General features: G+C 64.6%; 19 protein-coding genes. 5 read left to right on the plus strand and 14 right to left on the minus strand.

Going from position 1 to position 20096, the window contains the following annotated elements; translation table 11 throughout:
• Positions 1-25: 25 nt before the first annotated feature.
• The 5 genes from IWX75_RS07015 to IWX75_RS07035 form a co-directional block, all read right to left on the minus strand.
• Positions 26-1597, minus strand: coding sequence for an APC family permease (locus IWX75_RS07015; RefSeq protein WP_196821793.1), 1572 nt, complete (start codon positions 1595-1597; stop codon positions 26-28).
• A gap of 158 nt (positions 1598-1755) precedes the next feature.
• Positions 1756-3327, minus strand: coding sequence for an aldehyde dehydrogenase family protein (locus tag IWX75_RS07020; RefSeq protein WP_196821526.1), 1572 nt, complete (start codon positions 3325-3327; stop codon positions 1756-1758).
• 31 nt (positions 3328-3358) lie between these two features.
• On the minus strand, positions 3359-5062 hold the full coding sequence (betA, locus tag IWX75_RS07025) for a choline dehydrogenase (RefSeq protein WP_196821527.1): 1704 nt from the start codon (positions 5060-5062) through the stop codon (positions 3359-3361).
• Positions 5063-5379: 317 nt separating this feature from the next.
• Complete coding sequence (locus tag IWX75_RS07030) at positions 5380-5949, minus strand: TetR/AcrR family transcriptional regulator (protein ID WP_442858953.1); 570 nt, start codon at positions 5947-5949, stop codon at positions 5380-5382.
• 157 nt (positions 5950-6106) lie between these two features.
• Complete coding sequence (locus tag IWX75_RS07035; protein WP_196821529.1) at positions 6107-7039, minus strand: LysR family transcriptional regulator; 933 nt, start codon at positions 7037-7039, stop codon at positions 6107-6109.
• Between the two features lie 160 nt (positions 7040-7199).
• On the opposite strand from IWX75_RS07035, the gene IWX75_RS07040 reads away from it, so the two are divergent.
• Both IWX75_RS07040 and IWX75_RS07045 read left to right on the plus strand, forming a co-directional pair.
• A complete protein-coding gene (locus IWX75_RS07040) occupies positions 7200-8504 on the plus strand; it encodes an aromatic ring-hydroxylating oxygenase subunit alpha (RefSeq protein ID WP_196821530.1) in 1305 nt (434 codons plus the stop codon).
• The gene (locus IWX75_RS07045; RefSeq protein WP_196821531.1) at positions 8501-9919 is read left to right on the plus strand and encodes a ferredoxin reductase; all 1419 of its coding nucleotides are present in this window, start codon (positions 8501-8503) and stop codon (positions 9917-9919) included. Before IWX75_RS07040 ends, IWX75_RS07045 begins: the two co-directional genes overlap by 4 nt.
• Before the next feature lie 67 nt (positions 9920-9986).
• On the opposite strand, the gene IWX75_RS07050 is transcribed toward IWX75_RS07045, so the two are convergent.
• The gene (locus IWX75_RS07050) at positions 9987-10838 is read right to left on the minus strand and encodes a matrixin family metalloprotease (protein ID WP_196821532.1); all 852 of its coding nucleotides are present in this window, start codon (positions 10836-10838) and stop codon (positions 9987-9989) included.
• Between the two features lie 246 nt (positions 10839-11084).
• Between IWX75_RS07050 and IWX75_RS07055 the strand changes: the two genes are divergently transcribed.
• Complete coding sequence (locus IWX75_RS07055) at positions 11085-11603, plus strand: DoxX family protein (RefSeq protein WP_442858954.1); 519 nt, start codon at positions 11085-11087, stop codon at positions 11601-11603.
• Between the two features lie 97 nt (positions 11604-11700).
• On the opposite strand, the gene IWX75_RS07060 is transcribed toward IWX75_RS07055, so the two are convergent.
• The 3 genes from IWX75_RS07060 to IWX75_RS07070 form a co-directional block, all read right to left on the minus strand.
• Positions 11701-12024: an NIPSNAP family protein gene (locus IWX75_RS07060; RefSeq protein ID WP_196821533.1), complete on the minus strand. Its 324-nt coding sequence runs from the start codon at positions 12022-12024 to the stop codon at positions 11701-11703.
• 255 nt (positions 12025-12279) lie between these two features.
• Positions 12280-13716 (minus strand): sodium:solute symporter family protein, encoded by a 1437-nt coding sequence (locus tag IWX75_RS07065; RefSeq protein ID WP_196821534.1) that lies wholly within the window; start codon positions 13714-13716, stop codon positions 12280-12282.
• A gap of 132 nt (positions 13717-13848) precedes the next feature.
• Positions 13849-14697 (minus strand): MurR/RpiR family transcriptional regulator, encoded by an 849-nt coding sequence (locus tag IWX75_RS07070; protein ID WP_196821535.1) that lies wholly within the window; start codon positions 14695-14697, stop codon positions 13849-13851.
• A gap of 148 nt (positions 14698-14845) precedes the next feature.
• Between IWX75_RS07070 and IWX75_RS07075 the strand changes: the two genes are divergently transcribed.
• Positions 14846-16090 (plus strand): metal-dependent hydrolase family protein, encoded by a 1245-nt coding sequence (locus IWX75_RS07075; protein WP_334684165.1) that lies wholly within the window; start codon positions 14846-14848, stop codon positions 16088-16090.
• Between the two features lie 152 nt (positions 16091-16242).
• Here IWX75_RS07075 and IWX75_RS07080 read toward each other — a convergent pair whose 3' ends face one another.
• Positions 16243-16698: an excalibur calcium-binding domain-containing protein gene (locus tag IWX75_RS07080; protein ID WP_196821537.1), complete on the minus strand. Its 456-nt coding sequence runs from the start codon at positions 16696-16698 to the stop codon at positions 16243-16245.
• Between the two features lie 168 nt (positions 16699-16866).
• Here IWX75_RS07080 and IWX75_RS07085 point away from each other — a divergent pair, with 168 nt between their 5' ends.
• Positions 16867-17325: an SRPBCC family protein gene (locus IWX75_RS07085; protein ID WP_196821538.1), complete on the plus strand. Its 459-nt coding sequence runs from the start codon at positions 16867-16869 to the stop codon at positions 17323-17325.
• 104 nt (positions 17326-17429) lie between these two features.
• Here the strand turns inward: IWX75_RS07085 and IWX75_RS07090 are convergent, their stop codons facing one another.
• From IWX75_RS07090 to IWX75_RS17665, 4 genes are all read right to left on the minus strand, one after another.
• Entirely contained in the window at positions 17430-18314 is an 885-nt protein-coding gene (locus IWX75_RS07090; protein WP_196821539.1) for a class I SAM-dependent methyltransferase, read from the minus strand.
• 100 nt (positions 18315-18414) lie between these two features.
• Positions 18415-18675 (minus strand): hypothetical protein, encoded by a 261-nt coding sequence (locus IWX75_RS07095; protein WP_196821540.1) that lies wholly within the window; start codon positions 18673-18675, stop codon positions 18415-18417.
• 281 nt (positions 18676-18956) lie between these two features.
• Positions 18957-19844: a GntR family transcriptional regulator gene (locus tag IWX75_RS07100; protein WP_196821541.1), complete on the minus strand. Its 888-nt coding sequence runs from the start codon at positions 19842-19844 to the stop codon at positions 18957-18959.
• Between the two features lie 59 nt (positions 19845-19903).
• Positions 19904-20038: a hypothetical protein gene (locus IWX75_RS17665; protein ID WP_334684166.1), complete on the minus strand. Its 135-nt coding sequence runs from the start codon at positions 20036-20038 to the stop codon at positions 19904-19906.
• Between the last annotated feature and the right edge of the window lie 58 nt (positions 20039-20096).

The following is a 20096-nucleotide window of genomic DNA, read 5'->3' on the forward strand; positions in this document are numbered from 1 at the left end:
TGCGCCCTTCACGGGTTGTGCAGTGTTATGGGTTGGACACCGAGGCCGGTTCCAGTCCAGTGGGAGCCGAAGACTCTGTCTCGGCGGAGCCCCGCGACGGAGGTGCTGTGGTTGCGGCTGCATGGCCGTCGAGGACACCCGTCCGATGCCGAAGCTTCAGTCGGTACATCAGGACGCCGGCGAGGGTGACGGCAGTGACGAAGAGAACCCCGCCCCACTGCAGGTACCACTCGAACGGCGGCACGGAGTTGTAAATTTCCGAGCGTGGCCAGATGAGGTTCACCGTCATGGCGGCGCCCCACAGGACCGCGAGGATGTTCACCGGCAGTCCCCATTTGCCCAGGCTGAAGCCGGGCTCGGTGCCGTCATCGGGCAGCGGCCACTTCTTCGCCAGGCGGTTCCGGAGCATGGGCACGGTCACCAGCAGGTAGGAGAGGTAGATCAGGACAATGCTGATGCTGGAGAGGATGGTGAAGATGGCGGGCTGGGAGACGTTCACGATCAGCGGGATGACGGCGATGATCCCAATCACGATGGCGGCGACCGTTGGGGTCTTCCGGACGGGGTGTACCTTGCCCAGGTGGCGGCTGAATGGAAGGTTGTTGTCCCGGGCCATTGCGAACATCATGCGGATGGCAGCGGCGTGGACGGCCAGCGTGCAGACCATGACGGCCACCACGATGCACAGCAGGAAGGCTTTGCCGAAGGGGCCGCCCAGTACGGAGAGCACGATGTATTGCAGGCCGCCGTCGGCAGAGCCCAGCTTGGGGTCATCCAGGTCCGGGGCCGCGAGGAGCCCGGTGAGCAGGATCAGTCCGCCCAGCACAAAGGATGCGGTGATCGCCCGCAGGATGGCCCTCGGTGCCGTGCGCTTCGGGTCCTTCGTCTCCTCGCCGAGGGAGCTGGCAGTATCGAAGCCGTACATCACGTAGCCCGATGCCATGGCGCCGATGATGAACACCCCGAAGAAGCCCAAGGGGTGGTCTTCCCCGAACCCCGTGGTCTCGAAAAGGATGCCGGGTCCGCGGACCATGTGCCAGGCAAGTGCGAGGATAAGCAACACCGCGGCAGCAAGTTCGATGAAGACGCCCACGCTGTTGATCTTGGTCATGAGTTTCACGCCGAAGGCGTTGATAAGGGTGGAGATGCCGATCATGATGCTCGCAAGCAGTACCCCGTTGAGGGCGTAGTCGGTGGTGCCGGTGCCGTCACCGATGATCTGGAACCCGGACCAGATCTGGGGCAGGGTGAGCTGGAGGGCCAGTGCCACGGCGCCCAAGGCCACGATCGAGGAAATCAACAACAGCCACCCGGCCAGCCAGGCGAAGGTGCCGGAGGAGAGCCTTTTGGCCCAGTTGTAGACCGAACCGGCCACAGGATAACGCCCGGCCAGTTCGGCGAAGCACAAGGCCACCATCAGCTGCCCGGCGAAGACGATCGGCCAGGACCAGGCGTAGGCCGGGCCGGCCATGGCGTAACCGAAATAGAACAGTTGGAAAACGCCGGTAAGGATGGAGATGTAGCTGACTCCGGCCGCGAAGCTGGCGAACTTGCCGATGCTTCGGTCCAGGGTCTGGGCATAGCCGAACTGGTCCATGCCGCTTGAATCAGTACTCTTGCTGGGCACTGTCAATTGAACTCCTAAGTCAGAAAAGCACGATGGTGGTGATCTGCGGCAGCTTCGGACGCAGGTGAAACCAAGGGACCGGGCACCGCACCGTTGCGGCGCCCGGTTCTTTCCCCCAATACTGTTGCCTAGCCGGCTGTGCCTGGCTCCATTTCCATCGGAGCCGGAGCCGGAGCCGGGGCCTGGCCGAACCAGCCGCTGGGTGCGGGTTGGATGTTCTGCCAGATGTGCTTTGCCTCGCGGTACTCGTTGAGGCCCGCGCGGCCGAGTTCACGGCCGATCCCGGACTTCCCGAAGCCGCCCCACTCCGCCTGGGGTACGTACGGGTGGTAGTCGTTGATCCACACGGTTCCGTGCCGAAGGGCGCCGGCGACGCGTTGCGCTTTGGAGGCGTCCGATGTCCATACCGCGCCGGCCAGGCCGTACTCGGTATCGTTCGCGATTGCGACAGCCTGATCCTCGGTCCGGAACGTCTCGATGGTCAGCACGGGGCCGAACGACTCCTCGCGCAGTACGCTCATGCCGGAGCGGCAGTTGCCGAGCACGGTGGGCGGGTAGAAGTAGCCGTCAGCGAGCGGTCCCTCGTCGGGGATGTAGCCGCCACACAGCAGCTCGGCGCCCTCCGCGACGCCGGCCTGTACGTAGGCGTGGACCTGATCCCGGTGCTTGGCGGAAATGAGCGGCCCGGTCTCGGCGTCGGGATCGAACGGCCCGCCCATCCGGATCTTTTTCGCCCGTTCCACGATCTCGGTCACGAAGCGGTCTGCGATCGACTCCTCGACGACGAGCCGCGCCCCGGCCGAGCAGACCTGCCCGGAGTGCAGGAACACGGCAGTCAGGGCATTGTCGACGGCGGCGTCCCAGTCCGCGTCCGCAAAGACGACGTTCGGGTTCTTCCCGCCGAGTTCGAAGGCGACACTCTTCACCGTCTCCGCGGCCGCTGCCATGATCGTCCGGCCTGTGGCCAGGCTTCCGGTCAGGGAGACGAGGTCGACGCGCGGGTCGGAGCTGAGGGGGCCGCCTACCGTCGGGCCGGGTCCGGTGACGAGATTGGCGACGCCAGCCGGGACGCCTGCCTCTTCGAGGGTTTCCATGAGCAGGATCGATGTGGACGGTGTGAGCTCGCTGGGCTTGAGCACGAACGAGTTCCCGGCGACGAGTGCCGGCGCCACCTTCCACGCAGCCTGGAGGAGCGGGTAGTTCCACGGTGCGATGAGGGCACAGACGCCGAGCGGCTCGTAGACCACGCGGCTGATGGCGTTGGGCCGGCCCGTGTCGATCACCCTGCCGGCGTCGAGGCCTGCGATTTTTCCGTAGTAGCGGAAGCACGCAGCGATGTCGTCGATGTCGTACTCGGCCTCGACAAGCCGTTTGCCGGTGTCGAGCGCTTCCGCCTGGGCGTAGGCGGCCTTGTCCCGCTCGAGCAGGTCGGCTACACGAAGCAGCACGGTACCCCGCTCGATATCGGTGAGTCTGCGCCACGGGCCGCCATCGAACGTTGCCCGTGCACTGGCGATCGCCCGCTCCGCATCCTCCACGGTGGACGACGCGACAACTGCCACTTCGTGCCCGTTCGCCGGGCAGCGCACGGAGGTGGTGCCGCCGTCGGACGCCTGCTGCCAGGCTCCGCCGATGTAAAGGCCCTTGACGGGTTTCTGTGAATTCCTGACCTGATGGACTTGCTCAGCCGTGGCGGTCATTGTCTCTCCTTCTGGTGTGCATCCATCGTTCTTAGCCCCTGGCCGCAGGGGAGGCGTTGCCGTTACGCTCCAGCGGGCTGACGCCGTGCCGGTAGAACTCCGCGTGCTGCGGCGCCAAAGGCGCCTTGCCGGCGATCAGGTCGGCGGCCTTCTCAGCGAGCATCATGACAGGCGCGTAGATGTTGCCGTTGGTGACATAGGGCATGGCGGAAGCGTCCACCACGCGGAGGCCCCTGGTGCCGTGCACGGTCATATCCAGCGGGTTCACTACGGCCAGAGGATCGGAATCGGGGCCCATCTTCGCTGTGCAGGACGGGTGGAGAGCGGTTTCGGCGTCGCGGGCAACCCAATCGAGGATCTCCGCGTCCGTCTGCACCGTCCGGCCCGGAGACAGCTCACCCCCGCTGAAGGGGCCCATGGCGGACTGGCCCAGGATGTCGCGGGCCACACGAACAGCCTCGACCCATTCGCGGCGGTCCTGGTCAGTGGAGAGATAGTTGAACACCATGGACGGATGCACCGTGGGATCGGTGGACTTTATCCTGAGGGTGCCGCGGGAGTCGGAGTACATGGGGCCGATGTGCACCTGGTAGCCGTGCTTGGCATCGGCCTTCTGGCCGTCGTAGCGGACTGCGACCGGGAGGAAATGGAACATCAGGTTCGGGTACGCAACATCCTCGTTGGAGCGGACAAACCCGCCGCCCTCGAAGTGGTTGGTGGCTGCTGGCCCCGTCCGGCCCAGCAGCCACTGGAGCCCGATCAGCGGGTAGCGCCACAGGTCGAGGTTGGGCTGCATGGAGACCGGCTGGGTGCAGGCGTGCTGGATGTAGACCTCGAGGTGGTCCTGGAGGTTCTCGCCGACGCCGGGCAGATTGACCACGGACTTGATGCCCAGGGATTTCAGGTGGGTCGCGTCTCCGACGCCGGAGAGCTGGAGCAGCTGTGGGGTGTTGATGGCACCGCCTGCGAGGATCACTTCGCCTGCGTTCACCTGGCGGGTTCTGCCGTTGCGGCGGTACGTGACGCCGGTAGCCACGTTGCCCGTGAAGTTGACCTTGGTGACCAAGGCCCGGGTCAGGACGGTCAGGTTGTCCCGGCCGAAATGAGGCCGGAGGTAGGCGCGGGACGCCGAGAGCCGCTGGCCCTTGTGCACGTTGCGGTCGAATGCCGCGAAGCCTTCCTGGCGGTAACCGTTGACGTCATCCGTCAGCGGGTAACCGGCTTCCTGGGCGGCGGCGAAAAAGGCCTGGAACAGGGGATTGGTCGCCGGGCCGCGTTCCAGCACGAGGGGGCCGGAGTGTCCGCGCAGATCATCGTCCGGGTCCGCGGCGGTCACGTTCTCCATCCGGTTGAAGTACGGCAGGCAATGCGCGAAGTCCCATGTCTCCATCCCTGCGTCCGCGCCCCAGCGTTCGTAATCGAGCGGGTTGCCGCGCTGGAAGATCATGCCGTTGATCGAACTGGAGCCGCCCAGTACCTTGCCGCGTGCGTGGGCCACCCGGCGGCCGCCCATGTGAGGCTCGGGGTCCGACTCGTATCGCCAGTCGTACAGGGGGTTGCCGCTGGGAAAGGTCAACGCGGCGGGCATCTGGATGAAGAGGTCCCAGGGGTAGTCGCTCCGCCCGGCTTCGAGGACCAGGACGCTGTTCTGGCCTCCCTCGCTCAGACGGTTGGCAAGCACGGACCCCGCGCTTCCGCCACCGACGATCACGTAGTCGTAGTTGGTTTTTGTCATGCTGCAAACTCTCCTTCTGCCTGGCGCAGATCTTCCGCCCAGGGTCGGTGATCCTGCTTGCGGAAACTGGTGGTACACCACGGCGCTCCGAAGAAACCGCAGGAGCTCGCTTGTGTGGTGTAGGTCATACCGAGGAACAGTAATGCAACTCATCGCACTATTGAACAAGTGTTCAAAAAAGTTTTTTTGTTACGTTCAAGGGCTGCGGCGGCTCAACATGCACCAGGAACCGGCGGGCGTGCGGCGGCTGAGGTTGAGCAGTTCCAGCGTCGTTGAAGATGGCCGTGGTGCTTTTCCGATATCCCTGAGCAGTACAGCTAGGCGGCGAAGGCGATCTCCTCGGTACGGGCGATGCTCCTTCGGATGGAGGCCTCGTCCACGCCCAGGAGCGCTGTCAGCCACATCCCGTTCTGCACGACAACAATGTCAGCGGCCCGCACTTCACATTCATCACTGGAGAGTTCGGGTTTGGCATTACCTATCAGCACTGCCAGTCCATCGAGGTACCGCTTGAAGGCCGCCGCGTTGATCAGCGCAAAGTCCTCATGGGCCTGCGCAAGTGCCCAGAGGTGGAGGCGCAGGGAGAGATGTTTGGTGGTGAGGAATTCCGGGTCCGCAAGTCGGCGAAGAGCCTTCTGGAGCTGCCCGTCGGGGGGTGACGCCGGATCGGGTGCGACCAGCTTGGCATCGTGCTCGTCAATCTGATGCAAGGCCGCACGGATCAGGCTCATCTTGTCTTCGTAGTAGTAGTTCACCAGCCCGAGTGCGACGCCGGCTTCCCGGGCCACCGCGCGCATATTGACACCGGAGATGCCGTGGCGCGACAGGAGCTCCAGTGCCGCTTCGAGAATGCGCGCCTGCCTGTCGATCTGTTCGCCCGACTTCATGGTGTTTGTCATCACTTGGCCAGAATATGGCAAAGTCGTGATGGCGCATCCCGCAAACAGGGCGCCCTGCGCACGGCCGGCGCCGGAAGCAGCCGGGTAGCTGCGTCTTCACCACGGACCTGCCGGCCCGTGGGTGACGAATCGCGGCCATACGATTTCAGGGATCGTCTTCGGGTCGAGCGGTGAGAATCCGATTGGCGCTGACCTGCAGGATGCCGAGCGACTCCTGGATCAGGGGTGATGCGATGCTGCCCCTGCGCACCGCAGCGACAATGCGGCGCGTGGGCTTCCCCTTGCCAGTGATGCGCAGTCGAACCACGTTCTCGCCACTGTGCAGGGGCGCCAGTCGCGGCAGCAGGCCCACGCCCAGCCCCGCACCGACGAAGGCGATCTGGGTCTCCCATTCGACGGCCTCATGGGCAATCCGCGGTGTCACCCCGACTGCCGTGAACGCCGCGGTGAACAGGGAATGGTAGGCGGAACCGGCGGCCTCGGTGATCCAGGGTTCCGACGCCAGTTCTTCGAGCGTCACCGTATCCCGCGATGCCAACGGATGGTCGGAGGGAATGATCACGTCCAGGGGGTCGTCGAGCAGAACGGTCTGTTCGAAGCGCGGATCATGCTCGACATAGGTGTAGGACTGCATGGCGACGATGACCGCGAGGTCGATCCGCTCGGCAACCAACAAGTCGAAGCAGCGGGCCGGGTTGGCCTCGAGTACCTGCACCTGCAGCAGGGGGCGTGTTGAGCGCAGGGTAGCGGCCAGCGGAGCGAGCAACTGGGCGGCCGCCGTGGAGAATCCGCCGAGGCCCAATCGGGACTGCACCTGGTCTCCGGCCTCCAGGGCCGCGGCGCGCAGGCTCTCCCATTCCGCAATGAGGGTGTCCGAACCCGCCACGAGGAAACGGCCCGTGGCGGTCAATCGAACACCCCGGCCGTCCTTCGTCAGCAACTGCATTCCGAGCACGCGCTGGAGCTCCCGCAATTGCGCGGAAACGGCGGAGGGAGAATAGCCCGTGAGTTCCGCAGTTGCGCTGACGGTGCCGCATCCGGCGAACACCCGAAGGGTTATGAGCCGTGGATCGATCATGCACTTATTGTGCACCGCTATCTACTAAATGTTGCGCTTTTATTGCAGGTCGATCGTCCCTAATCTCGTGACTACAACGTTTCGATAACACCGGTTGCACCTGTCTAACCCGGGGTCTCCACGAATCGCACCCTGACCCAGCCCTCCCGGGAGGAAATCCATGTCTGCTCCAGTGAACGTGCCCCTCAATTCACGCGGAAAACTCGCTTCATCATTGCCTGCCGAGCAGCTGGCGGAGATCACCGAGTTGTTCGAGTTCCGGCGCGTGGGGTATTCCCTTGATGCCCCCTTCTACACCGATCCGACGATGTTCAGCCTCGACATGCAGGCCATCTTCGGCCAGCACTGGATTTTTGCCGCGAGCATCGCCGAGCTCCCGGAGCCGGGCGATTACGTCACCGTCGACTACGGGCCCTACTCCCTGATCGTGCTGGCCAACGACGACGGCGGCGTGAACGTCCTGCACAACGTCTGCCGCCACCGCGGCGCCCGCGTCCTGACCGAACCCGCGGGAACGACGGGCAACCTGGTCTGCGGTTATCACTCCTGGACCTACTCCCCGAACGGCAATCTCATCCATGCCTCGGCACCGGGGGAAACGAGGTTCGACAAGGGCTGCTTCGGCCTCAAGCGCGCCCACAGCCGCGTGGTCGCCGGACTCATCTTCGTCTGCATCGCGGACGAACCGCCGACGGATTTCGACGAGACCGCAAAGATCTTCGAACCTTACGTCGCACCCCACGATCTGGCGAAGACGAAGATCGCCTACCAGCAGAACATCATCGAGGAGGGCAACTGGAAGCTCGTCATGGAGAACAACCGTGAGTGCTACCACTGCGACGGCCATCCGGAACTCGCCTGTTCCCTCTTCCCTACCTGGGGACTGACGGAGGGCCTGATTCCGCCCCATCTCGAGGCGGTGTGGGACCGCAACAAGGATGCACAGTCCTCGCTCGAGGACCGTTGCCGCCGCTATGGTCTTCCCTATGAGGTCGTCGAGGAACTCGACACCCGTATAGCGGGCATCCGCATCTCACGAGAGCCGCTCGACGGTGACGGCGAATCGTTCTCACCCGATGGGCGCAGGCTCTCCAAGAAGCTGCTCGGTGACTTGCGGGACTTCCGCCTTGGGCGTTGCTCGATGCACCTGCAGCCCAACAGCTGGTTCCATCTCCTCGGGGACCACGTCATCACGTTCGCCGTCTTTCCCGTCAACGAACACCAGACACTGGTGCGCACCACCTGGCTGGTGGCCGACGATGCCGAGGAAGGTGTCGACTACGACCTGGAGAAACTCACCTACACCTGGAAGCAGACCAATCTGCAGGACAAGGCGTTCGTGGAGCTGTGCCAGAAAGGCGCCGGCAGCCCGGCCTACGAGCCCGGCCCGTACATGAAGAGCGAATACCAGGTCGAGGCGTTCATCAACTGGTACGTGCAGCGGGTGCAGGAGCACTTGGCATGATCGAACTCCGCAGCGACACGACAATTCAGGAGCCACGGCGCATTCGTGGTCTTGAGATGCCGTGGAACAGGGTGATGAGCAGCACCGAGGGGCCCGCCGGTGCCGCCCGAGCGTTGGGTCCCTGGTATCCGCAGGAGTTTCTGGCGGAATGTGTCGAGATCGTTCCCGAGGTGGGCGGCATGAAGACCTTCGTGTTCCGCCGCTCCGACGGTGCGCCCCTGGCGTTCCGTCCCGGCCAGTACGTGAACGTCGCCTTTCCCGTGAACGGCGAGGACCAGGACGCGGTGGACCGCAGCTATTCGCTGTCCAGTTCACCCACCAGACCGTGGACCTTTGACATCACCGTCAAACGCGACCCCATGGGACTGGTCTCACCGTGGGTGCACGAGAACGTCAAACCCGGCACCGTCCTCGAGATGCTCGGGCCGGTCGGGGCATTCCATCTGCCCGACGCCGACCGGCGCGCACGGTACCTCCTGCTGGCCGCCGGCGCAGGCATCACCCCGATCATGTCGATGGTGCGGACCATCCACTCCCTGCCCGGGCAGGCGGATGTCGTGGTGCTCTATCACGGAGCGGCGGCCGGAGGTTTTGCGTTCCACCAGGAGTTGGCCTACATCGCCTCCGTGGACTCGCGCGTGAAGGTCTTCTACTCCCTGGGCGAGCGCAACAAGGAACCCGAGGGATGGGAATGGCTCACCGGGAGGCTGACGGCGGCAATGCTCGACGAGGTGGCCCCCGATGCCAACGGCCGCCAGGTCTATGCCTGCGGTCCCGAGGCCTACCTGAACAGCGCCGCGGAGCTTCTCGAAAAGGTCGGCGTCGACGACACCTCCATCCACATGGAATTTTTCTCGGGAGACCGCCAGACGCTCCTTGAATACCAGGTGGAGCTCGCGCATGCAGTGGACATTGCGGAGGAGATCGCCGAGGAGATCGCCGATTCCGCCGAGGACTACTACGAAAGCCAGCCCGCCGCATTCGGGCTCTACGAGCCCGGCTACGACGTCGAGGGAACTTTGGAGGCCACTGGACTGCCGCTGGAAACCGTCACCCCGGACGCGCCAAGTCCCGAAGCCCCCGACAGCAGTACGGACGAAGGGCCGGAGGCGGCGTCCACCGATGCCTCGAGCTTCGACACGGTCGGAACGGGAAGCCTCACCCTGTCCTTTCTGCGCACCGGCGTCAATGTGCGTATCAACCCCGCCGAACACATCCTGGGGGTGGCCCAGCGTGCGGGCGTTCGGATCGGCGCGAACTGCAAGGAAGGCATGTGCGGCTCCTGCAAGGTCGTCAAGCTTTCCGGAGAGATCGAGATGAACCACCAGGGCGGGATCCGGGCCCGGGAGATCGACGCAGGCAAGTTCCTGCCGTGCTGCTCCACCGCGCGGACCGATATGGTGATCGATGCCTAGCCGCTTCCACCTGCTCTAGGCCGAACAGCATCAGCTTCCAGCTTCCGCCGCGCCGCGCATTCGCGCGTCAGAGCTCTGGCACGCACGGGCCTGTTCCGAGAAGGGCAAAACCGGCGCGGTCGCCGTCCTGCATCTCGTAGACCGGAGCGGTCGCGTGCATCAGCTGGTCGCGGTCGTCGATGTGGTCGAGGCCGACGACGTGGCCGAGTTCGTGCAGAATCAGTCCCTTCACCTCGTACCGTCCGTCCGGTTCCTCGAGCATCTCGGACAACTGGTCGACATCGAGCTTCACCTGGCCCGCGACGTAGACGGCCGGCGTGCCCGGCCGCTGCGCGTGTTCGCTACTGGCCAGGGCGATCATGGTGCCTTCCAGCCCCGGTGTTTCGTCCTCGTTCGTCCAGGTGAAGAGGACCGGAGCCCACCGCTCGCCATACACCTCGGGCTGATAAATGTCCCGGTCTGAACTCGGGCCCTCGGAGGTGGTGCCGTCATAAACCCACTGCAGGCCGGTTGCCGCGGAGATCTCCGCGACTGCTGCCTCGATGAGTCCCTCGGATCCGGGAGGCGCGTCCTCGGGCCGGACGACATAGTGCACCGGACGGCACGGGTCATAGGCGATGAAGTCCTGCGACCGATCGGGCGGCTCAAGGAGCACGAACTCGTCCGATTCCTCGACCTCCGGGGGAGTGCCGAGTGGCGTGTCGCTGGCTCCGACGCCGGGGGGCGGCATGTCTGATCCCGAGGAGAAGGGGAGGGTCGCCGGAAAATCAGCGTCCTCGGACAGGAGGAACGGCAGATAAAGCGCGGCGACGACGGCGACGACGCCGACCGTGCCCCAGCGCAGCTTCCGATTCGAGGACGGACGACGACGGCGCCTGGGCGGACGGCTCCCTCCCAGGTTCGGCGGAGGTGGTTGCATTGTTCGTGCCCACTGAGTCTCTCGGCTCTGGAATGGCCGGAGGGCAGCAGGAGGGGCAGGCGGGCCGTTTTTCCGCGGCCGATCCCGATCGCCTACTCCCATTGACCTGATTCCCTTGTCAGCGTGATTCCCAGTGTGCGCCGCCGCGCCGGGACCGGCAAGGTTCCCCGCTGTACCCGTCCTATTTCTTTGCGTTCGCCTGGCGCTGCGGGCTGGGATCCAGCCGCTGGTGTTAGGCTCCACCGAATGACTCCTTTCGGAAAGCGCCCCTCCGACAAAGCATCGCCGGCGCGCACAGGATCGCCGGTGCGCGCCGTTCCTCCGCTCCGCACGATCTCTCCGCTCCGCACGGTGACTCGGGTTCTGCTCGGCGGGGCCCTGCTCTTCGCGGGAACAAGTCACCTGACGTTCGCGCGCCAGGAGTTCACGGCGCAGGTGCCGGCGTGGCTACCGCTGAATGCGGACTTCGTTGTCCTCGCGTCGGGGGTCGTGGAGATCGGGCTCGGTGCGGCGCTGGTGTTCCTGCCGCGTCAGCGGGTACCCGTTGGATGGGCGACGGCAGCATTCTTCGTGGCGATCTTCCCCGGCAACATCGCGCAGTACGCGGACGGTGTCAGCGCGTTCGGGCTGGATTCGGATCGTGCGCGCCTGATCCGGCTGTTCTTCCAGCCGGTGCTGGTGCTGTGGGCGCTGTGGTCGACGGGTGCGTGGCGGGATCGGCGGAGCCTGGTTGACGGGCTGCGGTCACGCAGAGGGAAGCCGTAGCGGTACATTGCGCTACGAGATCGACGTAGCCGCTCCCTGCATTCCGCCGACCGCTCGTGGTGGACGGCCGACTCGAGCATCGCGATGGTGCTGCTCTCTACTTCGCCTCCGCAATGGGGTGGAGATCGGTCGCTTCGAGCAGTACCGACTCGATCTTCGCCGCCAGGACGCCGCCCGTTTCAGAGGCCGACTTCGCGTCGATCCATCGCTGGTCCGCGCCGAAAGCTTTCCAGTTCGCTTTCGGATCGCCCTCGTGCCGAAGGAGGTAGATCAGGACGTCCGGAGTGCCGACCGGAGTCCAGTACCCGAGGCTCGTCATGGAATGCTCGGTGAAAAGGTCGATGGTCGATTCGCGGAACCGCTCCATCAGGGCGTCCATCCTGCCCGGGGCAGCGGTGTAGGTGCGCAGTTCGTAAGTCATACTGTCTCCTCGTAGTAACCGGCGTTACGGCCCGTTGGCGCCGAATTGGTCATCAGCCGGGCTCAGTAGCTCGGCTCCCTGCTGCCAGGTGCGACCGGCAACACGGTTCGATGATTTCCCCGGTGGCGTAGCGTTGTCGAACTCCGCCTGATCGAGATGATGCTAGGTCGAAAACACCCCGGCGGGCCCGTCCTGATCGTAGCCCGTCCCCTCCATCGGGAGGACCGTCGACGCCGGGGCGACGCGCAACGGCTGCTACATCTCGCGCTCGGCCAGAACCGACGACTCGGCGTCTTCGGTGGTGGCACTGGCACCCTTGTCCTTCGTCGCGAGGCTCACGGCTACGAGGGCGATGACGGCTGCAGGGAGGGCGACGACGACGGCGTTGACGTCCGCCGACATGCTGCTAGCCTGCCACGCCACAGTGACCACTCCACCGACAACCATTCCGGCAATCGCGCCCTTGGAGGTGGCCCGCTTCCAGAACAGTGCTGCCAGGACAACGGGCGTGATCGCAACCCCGTACATCGTGTAGGCGTACATCTGGAGCGCGAGGACGCTTGGGAAGAACTGTCCCATCACGTAGGCGAGAACGGTCACCGCAAGGACAGCCCAGCGGCCCAGCTTCAATGCCCTGTCCGGGTTGGCTACAGCGTTCTTCCGCTGGAAGGCGAGGTCGTACACGATGTTTCCAGAGCAGGTCAGGAGGTAGGAGGAACCGGTGGTCACGATGAGCGCGAAGGCTCCGGCAAGCAGCATGCCGCCGATGCCCAGCGGCACGAGGTCCGTCCCGGCCAGACCGAGGATGGCCTGTCCCGGATCGATGTCCGGAAGCAGGAACGAGGACATCGACGCGAGAAGGATGATCGTTCCCAGGATGACGACGGCACCGATGAAGAACCCGATGGTCGCTTTCCGGGCAGTGCCTTCATCCTGTCCTGCCGCCAGACGCTGGTGCATGTTCTGATCACCGAGGATGAGCAGGAACAGGGGCAGGAAGTAGCCCAGCAGCTGGATGGGCGTCAGGCTGCCCGTGAGCGAGGTCAGTGCAGGGTCGAGGCGGTTCACGTAGCTTCCGACGCCACCGACGTCGCCGATGAAGACGACGGCAAGGGTAGCCACCAGGGCGACGACGATGAAGATCACTGAGACGAAGTCCGTCCAGGCCACGGACTTGAGGCCTCCACCCAGGGCGAGGAAGGTGATCAGGACCGCGGCGACAATTGTTCCCTGGGCGGTGCTGAGCGGGGTGATGACGCTGAGGATGGCACCGGCCCCGGTGAACTGATAGGCCGTGATGCCGATGAAGGCCACCAGGATGATGATGGTTGCCAGCACGCGGACGGGCTTGCCGAAGCGGTCCTCCAGCATCTCCGGGATGGTGTGGTGTGACTGCCTCCGTACCTTGGTGGCCATGAAGTAGAGGCACACGATGCCCACGATCGTTCCGGCGAAGAAGAAGATTCCCGCGACCGGCCCGTAGGTGTACACGAAGCTTGCTCCACCGATGATGGAGCCTGATCCGACGAAGGTTGCAAGGAGGGTCCCGGCGAGCACCGGGGTGGGGAGGGAGCGGCCTGCCAGCATGAAGTCCTCGCCGGTGGCAACGGTCTTGCTGCGGCTGAACCACGCTCCGATCAGGACCATGAGCAGGATGTAACCCACCAGGATGATGACGTGCACTGTCTGCATGAAAAAGCCTCTCGAAGGTGCCGGGGCGGACGGCAATTAGAGAGAAGTCTCACTGATTGGAAGTGCTATTGCAATAGTTATTGCAGAAATTCATTTGATTGAAACAAGTGGTTATGTGCCCGGATCAGACGATCAGGCGGGGTCCACCAGATCCAGTTGGCCCCACAATTCCTCGGTTTCCCGGAGTGCCGTCGTCGTCCTTGCAGGGTCGATTGCTGACAGCTCGGCAAGGAGCGCCTGCACGGTGGAGACCGCTGCGACGGTGGAAGGCATGAAGCTGGAACCCTCGCTGGGAACCACCAGGGCTTCCTGGGCGAGGTCGGTGATTCCGGTCTTGCGATCGGCGAGAGCCACGATGCGGATACCGCGGTGCGCGGCTACGCGCACCACCTCGAGGACGAACTTGCTCGCACGCCATAAGTTGCAGCTGACCAGGCAGTCGCCCGGCTCCAGCATCCGCAGGCGGTTGACCAGGGCGGTGCCGGGTGCGGTGTGCAGCTCGATGTCCCGGCCCATCCACTGGCCTACGTGGGCCAATTGGAAGCCGGCTGCCGCGTAACTTCCAGTCGCCAGCACTATGGTGCGCTGGGCTGAGGCGATGATGGCAGCAGCCCGCGCTACCTGGTCGGGGTCCAGAGATTTGCCCAACCGCGTCATGTTCCGGGCATCGCTGGCCAGCGACGCGCCTGCCGGCCCCGAGCCCGGGGAAGAGTCCTTGTCGAGGAGCTTTTCGGCGGTCATCGAGGCAAGGTACCGGTGCCGGAGTTCGGATTTGAGTGCGGACCAACCCGAGAACCCGAGGAACTGGGCGGCGCGCACCACGGTTGCCACGTTGATATTCGCCCGGGTGGCCAGCTCCTGTGTCGACATGAAGGAGGCCGGGCCGGCGTCATGCCGGATGACGTTCAATACCGCTTCGATCCCCGGGCTCGCCTTTCGTCCCAGAACCAGCCCATCCACCCAGTCGGTGATTTGCAACAAGAATGCCCCTCATGATTTGCAACATGGATTGCAACGAATGTTGCATGTTCGTTCATTACTTGTGATCATCGTGTCAGGTATATCGGCAGTCAAGGTCACTCGACGACACGCCGCGAAGGTTCATCCGCGGCCCACCATGAGGAGCAGCATGCCCACGGCACAACACTTGCACATCCGAAACGCAACGGTCCTGGACATCCAGCACGGCACTGCTTCCCCAGGTCAGAGCATCCTGGTCGAGGAGGGTGTCATCACCTGGGTGGGTGACTCCGGAGCGGCCGACGTCGAAGGCTTCGACGGCGAGACCATCGACGCGCAGGGCAAGTTCGTGATGCCGGGCCTCATCGACAGCCACGTCCACGTCACCGCAGCGACGGCGGACCTCGGCGCCATGGGGGAGTGGTCGCCCAATTACGTCGCCGCCCACACCGCGCGCAACCTCAAGGCGATGCTGGCGCGGGGATTCACCACGGTCCGCGACGTGGCCGGCGCTGACTACGGTGTGGCGCTCGCCGTCGAGGAAGAGCTGTTCATCGGCCCCCGGGTGATCTTCGGCGGCAAGGCGCTGTCGCAGTCCGGCGGGCACGGGGACATGCGCGGCATGGGCGCCAGCGTCAGCGATCCGCACCAGTGCTGCCCCTCGATCGGGATCGTGTGCGACGGCGTCGACGCCGTGCGGAAGGCTTCGCGGGATCAGCTGCGGACCGGTGCCCACCATATCAAGATCATGCTCTCCGGTGGTGTCGCGTCTCCGACGGACCGGGTGGATTCGACGCAGTTCTCGGAGAGCGAGATCCTGGCCGTCGTCGAGGAGGCGGAAGGCGCGAACCGGTACGTCTGTGGCCATGCGTACACCGCCCGCGCAGTAAACCGCGGTCTGCGGCTCGGCGTTCGGTGCATCGAGCACGGAAACCTGATCGACGACGAGAGCGTGAAGCTGTTCGTGGAGAAGGGCGCGTACCTGGTTCCCACCCTCATCACCTACGAGCGGCTGAAGGCTGACGGGGAAGCGGCAGGCCTGCCCGCCGCCAGCCGCGAGAAAGTCGATATCGTGCTGCACGCTGGGCTCGAGGCACTTGATCGAGCCAACAAGGGCGGCGTGAAGATCGTCTTCGGCACCGACCTGCTGGGTGCGATGCAGATTCACCAGAGCCAGGAGTTCCGCATCCGGGCGCAGGTGCAATCCGCCCAGGAAGTACTGCTCTCTGCCACGGTCACCGCTGCCGAGCTGATCGGCCTCGAGGGGAAGCTGGGTGTTGTCGCAGCCGGTGCCTTTGCCGACCTGCTGATTCTGAACGAGAACCCGCTCGACGACGTCACGGTGCTGGCATCACCCGAGACCACCATCCAGACCGTCATCAAGGGCGGCAAGCGGATGAATGCGACTGGCTAGGTAGCAGGTTCTTTTTTGCTGGTTTTGCATCACAGCGGGAGCGACTCAGTGAGCCGCTTAGCTAGTCAATGAGACATGGTCCTGGCCGAATTTCTTCGGTCAGGACCATTTCACTGCTCGCCCCGGAACGGAGTTAGGAGCCTGCTGTTGGTCTAGGAATACGCGGCGGAACGACGGCGGACCACGTAGGTTCCGCCGACAGCTGCCAGAAGCAGACCGCCACCGAGTGCAATGGCACCCGTGGCGTCGTCCTCGGGGGTCTGTGCCACACCTGTTTCAGCACCACCTCTTGGCATTTGCCCCATCTGGGTAGGAGCCGTCGTTGGAACCGCCGGCGGGGTGGTCGGGGGCGTATTCTCCTGGACGATGCGCGCAACGATGCTTGCGTCGTAAGGGGGATTGCCCGCTGCGTCGCAGCCAGTTTCATCGTCATCGGAATTGAGTCCGGGCTGGTAGCCCGGAGTGCCGACTGGAATGTTGTAGACGCCAACAGCAGCGGCGTCGCCGCAGGTGGCAAAAGGAAGGCCGACGGCCAAGGCGGGTGCGGCGGAGAAGAGTGAAAACCCTGCGACTGCTACTGCCGCAAGACCTATTGAACTACTTTTCATCGAGAATCCCCTAGCTTGATTTTCGTGCTCGGTCCAACGACCCTAACCGGATCTGCCTGAGGCAACTACCTCTTCTGTCACAGGAGAATAAGTTGACGGAGTGGCGAACGGTGGCATTGTGCCGGCGCTCGTCTCTTAATTGTCGGGGTCTGAGGCTAGGCTCGGCGGATGGATTCCAGCATCAGCCTTACCCAGCACGTCCACGCTTCGCCGGAGAAAGTATGGTCCGTCATCTCGGATATTGCAGGCGCCGAGGCAACCCTGTCCGGCGTCGAGTCGGTGCAGATGCTCAGCGACGGACCCTACGGAGAAGGCACGCGCTGGAAGGAGACCCGCAAAATGATGGGTCGGTCGGAGACCGTGGAGATGTGGGTGGCGCAGTCCGATCCGCCCCGCAGTACCACGGTCAAAGCACTCCAGGGCGGGGCTGACTACACCACCCGCTTCACCCTGGCGGAGCGGAATGGCGGAACAGACCTGACGCTGGTTTTCGGCGCGGAGGTCACGCAATCCAACAGATTCAGCCGAATTCTGCTGGCACTGGTCGGCAAGATCGGAATGACCATGACCCGAAAGGCGCTGGCCAAGGACCTGGGAGAGATTGCGGCCAAGGCAGAATCGCTCTAGATGATCGAGTACGTCCAGCGCTTGCCCGCGTAAGGGCGCGGCGGGCCTGGGTGCCGATGCCCTCGTTCTGGTCTTCCAAAGTTCGACCGCAGGGGTGCTGGTGATCAGGCTGACTCCTGCTGCGTTGAACTGCCGGGTTCGCGAGGCGCCCCGTTCTCCCTCGCCTTCGACAGCGTGAAGATCCCGTAGCGCATCGCACCGGTGCGGTAGGCCAGGATCAGGCGGGGGATGCTCAGAACGAAGCGATTGCGTGCGCCAATGGCGAGGCGACGGGTCTCGCGATCCACGAGGAAGGCCTTCACCAGTCGACGGGCGCAGATCGTCCAGGTGCGCGCGACGCGGCGGCTGACATCCTCATAGCTATCGATCACAAAGCCCGCAGCCATTGCCATCGCCTCATACTCCTCGCGCGTGCCCATCGAGGGCAGGCGCCCTTCGCGGCAGATCGGCTCGAGCAGGTGGCGAACCTTCCAACCGCTGGCATCAGTCTCGGCGAGCCACGCGCAGACGACGAAGCGGCCGCCGGGCGACAGCACGCGATGCGCCTCGGCGAAGAACCTGGGCTTGTCGACCATGTGCTCGCTCGACTCGATCGCCCATGCGGCATCGGCCGAGGCATCGGTCAGCCCGTTGTCGAGCCAGTCGCGGAGGTGGATGTCCACCTCGGGTACCGGATGCGTGGCGGCGTAGTGGGCCTGTTCATCGGAAAGCGTGAGGCCGGTAACGCGGACCCCGCGTGTCACCGCGAGCTGCCTCGCGGTGGAGCCGTAGCCGCAACCGATGTCGACGCACGCCTCGCCGGGCAGAAGGCCCAGCCGATTGCCAACCGTGTCGACGAGCGCCTCGACGGCCTTAGTGGGCGTCTCGCGACCCGTCGCCCATAGCCCGTGATGGACATGCTCGCCCCACACTCGACGATAAACCGGATCGAGCTCGTCGTAGTGATCCGCGACCGCCGCGGCGTTCTGGGAAGTATTGGGGAGGATCACGCCATCACAGTACAACGTCGATTCATGCCCTCGGAAAGTCTCAACTCAGGACTCCGTCTGATCAACGCCGATCGGGCGGCGCTTCGAACGTGCACTACCCCTAGGGCTGCCCGGATCCCGCGTTGAGGTCATCGGCCAGCTGCGGCAGCTCGGTCCCGAGTCGCCGCGCGCGCTTCGCCGCGTCCGGGGGCACGGTGGTTCCAGCGAGCGCGGTCTGCGACGGCGCGGAAGTCCCGTCGTCGTGCGTTTGGGGGTCCGCGCGTGGCGCCGGACCGGTGTCCTTCACAACGTAGATGTCGAACACCACATGGTCGGGGTGATGCCAGGTCGGGAACACTTCGACGGGCCATACCCCCGTCACCGGGAAAGAACATCAGCCGGATCGACGAAAGGAGCCGAACCCGTAGGTCCGGCTCCTCAACACCCGATCTGGCTCAGGCGCTTGTGTTCTTCGGCGATTTCGCCTTCTTGTCGGCGCGCTTCTCCTTGAGAGACTTTGCAGCGGCCGTTTTGCCGCCGCTTTTCTTGGGTGATTTGTCTGCCATAGGGAACTCCTTCACTAAAATTTTGACGTGCAGTGGTGGGCTGAGACTACTCCTCATCGCTGGGTGCGGGCCCGGCTGGTGATGCAGCCTGCATGGATCAATAGCCTCGGTGCGAGAGCCGGTCAGCGAGGCGGAGCAGGTCCGCGCCGAGTTGGCGGGCTTGGTCCGCGACCGCGTCCGGGGCTTCGGCAGCAGGCGACGCCAGGCTGCCGGCTGAGGCCGGCACCGCCGGCTCCCGCTGGATGTCGATATCGAACACTACGTGGTCCGGGTGGTGCCAGGTAGAGAAGACCTCCACGGGTCGCCCATCCTGGTCGAAGCTCGTGCCCTCCAGCAGGAGCACGGGCGACGACGTCTCCAGCCGCAGCAACCGCAGCAGGTTTCGGTCGCCCGGGACGGCACGAATCTGCCGCTTGCCGGACGTGATCTGTACCCCGAATTTTTCTCCGAGTACCGCGTGGAGGGAAGCGTCCTGCAGTGACTCGGCGGTGAGGTCGGCGAACGCGGGCGCCGGGAGCCACGTGTGAATGACGGCGATGGGGACGCCGTCGGCCGTGCGCAGCCGCTCGAGCGAGAGAACCTGTGGAGTCCCGAGAACCGCCGTCGACGCATCGGCGTCCTGCACGGACAGCGACAGCACCTCGGTGCCGACACTCGCCCCGGTACTGCCGAGTTGGGCCGAGAGCCCCGACGTTCGATGAACGAGCCGATGGTGTTCCCGGCGGGGGGCCACGGTGCTGCCACGTCCCCGGCCGCGCTCGATCAACCCCTCGTCGGCCAGGGCGCCGAGAGCCTGACGCACCACGGACCGGGACACTCCGTACCGCACCTGTAGTTGCGCCTCGCTGGGCAGCGACGTGCCCGGCGGCAACGAATGATTCAGGATCTGTGCCTGCAGATGCCCGCGCAGCTGCAGGTGAAGCGGATCGCTGCTATCGGAGTCCAACGGACGTCCCGGGGCGTCCGAAGAATCTGGTCCAGCCATGAGGGTTCACTCCGCTTCAGGTTGATGGTCAAGGGCTTCGGAGGACCCGCAGCAAGGACCTACTCGCCTGGACCGTCCACTGATGCCGAGTCGTCGTCGTGCTTTTCGGTGCCCTGTCCGTCGTGGACCCGCTTCAGCGTGATGCCCTCGAGGTAGCTGGGCACCGGAGGATCCAGGTCTTCATCACTTGTCATGATCTCGATCCTAGGTGCGGCCATCAGGAATGGGCGCCTCCCTTTTACAGCCGTGCTC

The organism is Arthrobacter sp. CAN_A6 (assembly GCF_015751715.1).
Lineage (GTDB): Bacteria > Actinomycetota > Actinomycetes > Actinomycetales > Micrococcaceae > Arthrobacter_D.

What these genes read in the sequence shown, in the direction of transcription:
- IWX75_RS07015 (WP_196821793.1), bottom strand. Translation starts at nt 1,597, where the DNA reads ATGGACCAGTTCGGCTATGCCCAGACCCTGGACCGAAGCATCGGCAAG.
- IWX75_RS07020 (WP_196821526.1), bottom strand. Translation starts at nt 3,327, where the DNA reads ATGACCGCCACGGCTGAGCAAGTCCATCAGGTCAGGAATTCACAGAAA.
- betA (WP_196821527.1), bottom strand. Translation starts at nt 5,062, where the DNA reads ATGACAAAAACCAACTACGACTACGTGATCGTCGGTGGCGGAAGCGCG.
- IWX75_RS07030 (WP_442858953.1), bottom strand. Translation starts at nt 5,949, where the DNA reads ATGAAGTCGGGCGAACAGATCGACAGGCAGGCGCGCATTCTCGAAGCG.
- IWX75_RS07035 (WP_196821529.1), bottom strand. Translation starts at nt 7,039, where the DNA reads ATGATCGATCCACGGCTCATAACCCTTCGGGTGTTCGCCGGATGCGGC.
- IWX75_RS07040 (WP_196821530.1), top strand. Translation starts at nt 7,200, where the DNA reads ATGTCTGCTCCAGTGAACGTGCCCCTCAATTCACGCGGAAAACTCGCT.
- IWX75_RS07045 (WP_196821531.1), top strand. Translation starts at nt 8,501, where the DNA reads ATGATCGAACTCCGCAGCGACACGACAATTCAGGAGCCACGGCGCATT.
- IWX75_RS07050 (WP_196821532.1), bottom strand. Translation starts at nt 10,838, where the DNA reads ATGCAACCACCTCCGCCGAACCTGGGAGGGAGCCGTCCGCCCAGGCGC.
- IWX75_RS07055 (WP_442858954.1), top strand. Translation starts at nt 11,085, where the DNA reads ATGACTCCTTTCGGAAAGCGCCCCTCCGACAAAGCATCGCCGGCGCGC.
- IWX75_RS07060 (WP_196821533.1), bottom strand. Translation starts at nt 12,024, where the DNA reads ATGACTTACGAACTGCGCACCTACACCGCTGCCCCGGGCAGGATGGAC.
- IWX75_RS07065 (WP_196821534.1), bottom strand. Translation starts at nt 13,716, where the DNA reads ATGCAGACAGTGCACGTCATCATCCTGGTGGGTTACATCCTGCTCATG.
- IWX75_RS07075 (WP_334684165.1), top strand. Translation starts at nt 14,846, where the DNA reads ATGCCCACGGCACAACACTTGCACATCCGAAACGCAACGGTCCTGGAC.
- IWX75_RS07080 (WP_196821537.1), bottom strand. Translation starts at nt 16,698, where the DNA reads ATGAAAAGTAGTTCAATAGGTCTTGCGGCAGTAGCAGTCGCAGGGTTT.
- IWX75_RS07085 (WP_196821538.1), top strand. Translation starts at nt 16,867, where the DNA reads ATGGATTCCAGCATCAGCCTTACCCAGCACGTCCACGCTTCGCCGGAG.
- IWX75_RS07100 (WP_196821541.1), bottom strand. Translation starts at nt 19,844, where the DNA reads ATGGCTGGACCAGATTCTTCGGACGCCCCGGGACGTCCGTTGGACTCC.
- IWX75_RS17665 (WP_334684166.1), bottom strand. Translation starts at nt 20,038, where the DNA reads ATGACAAGTGATGAAGACCTGGATCCTCCGGTGCCCAGCTACCTCGAG.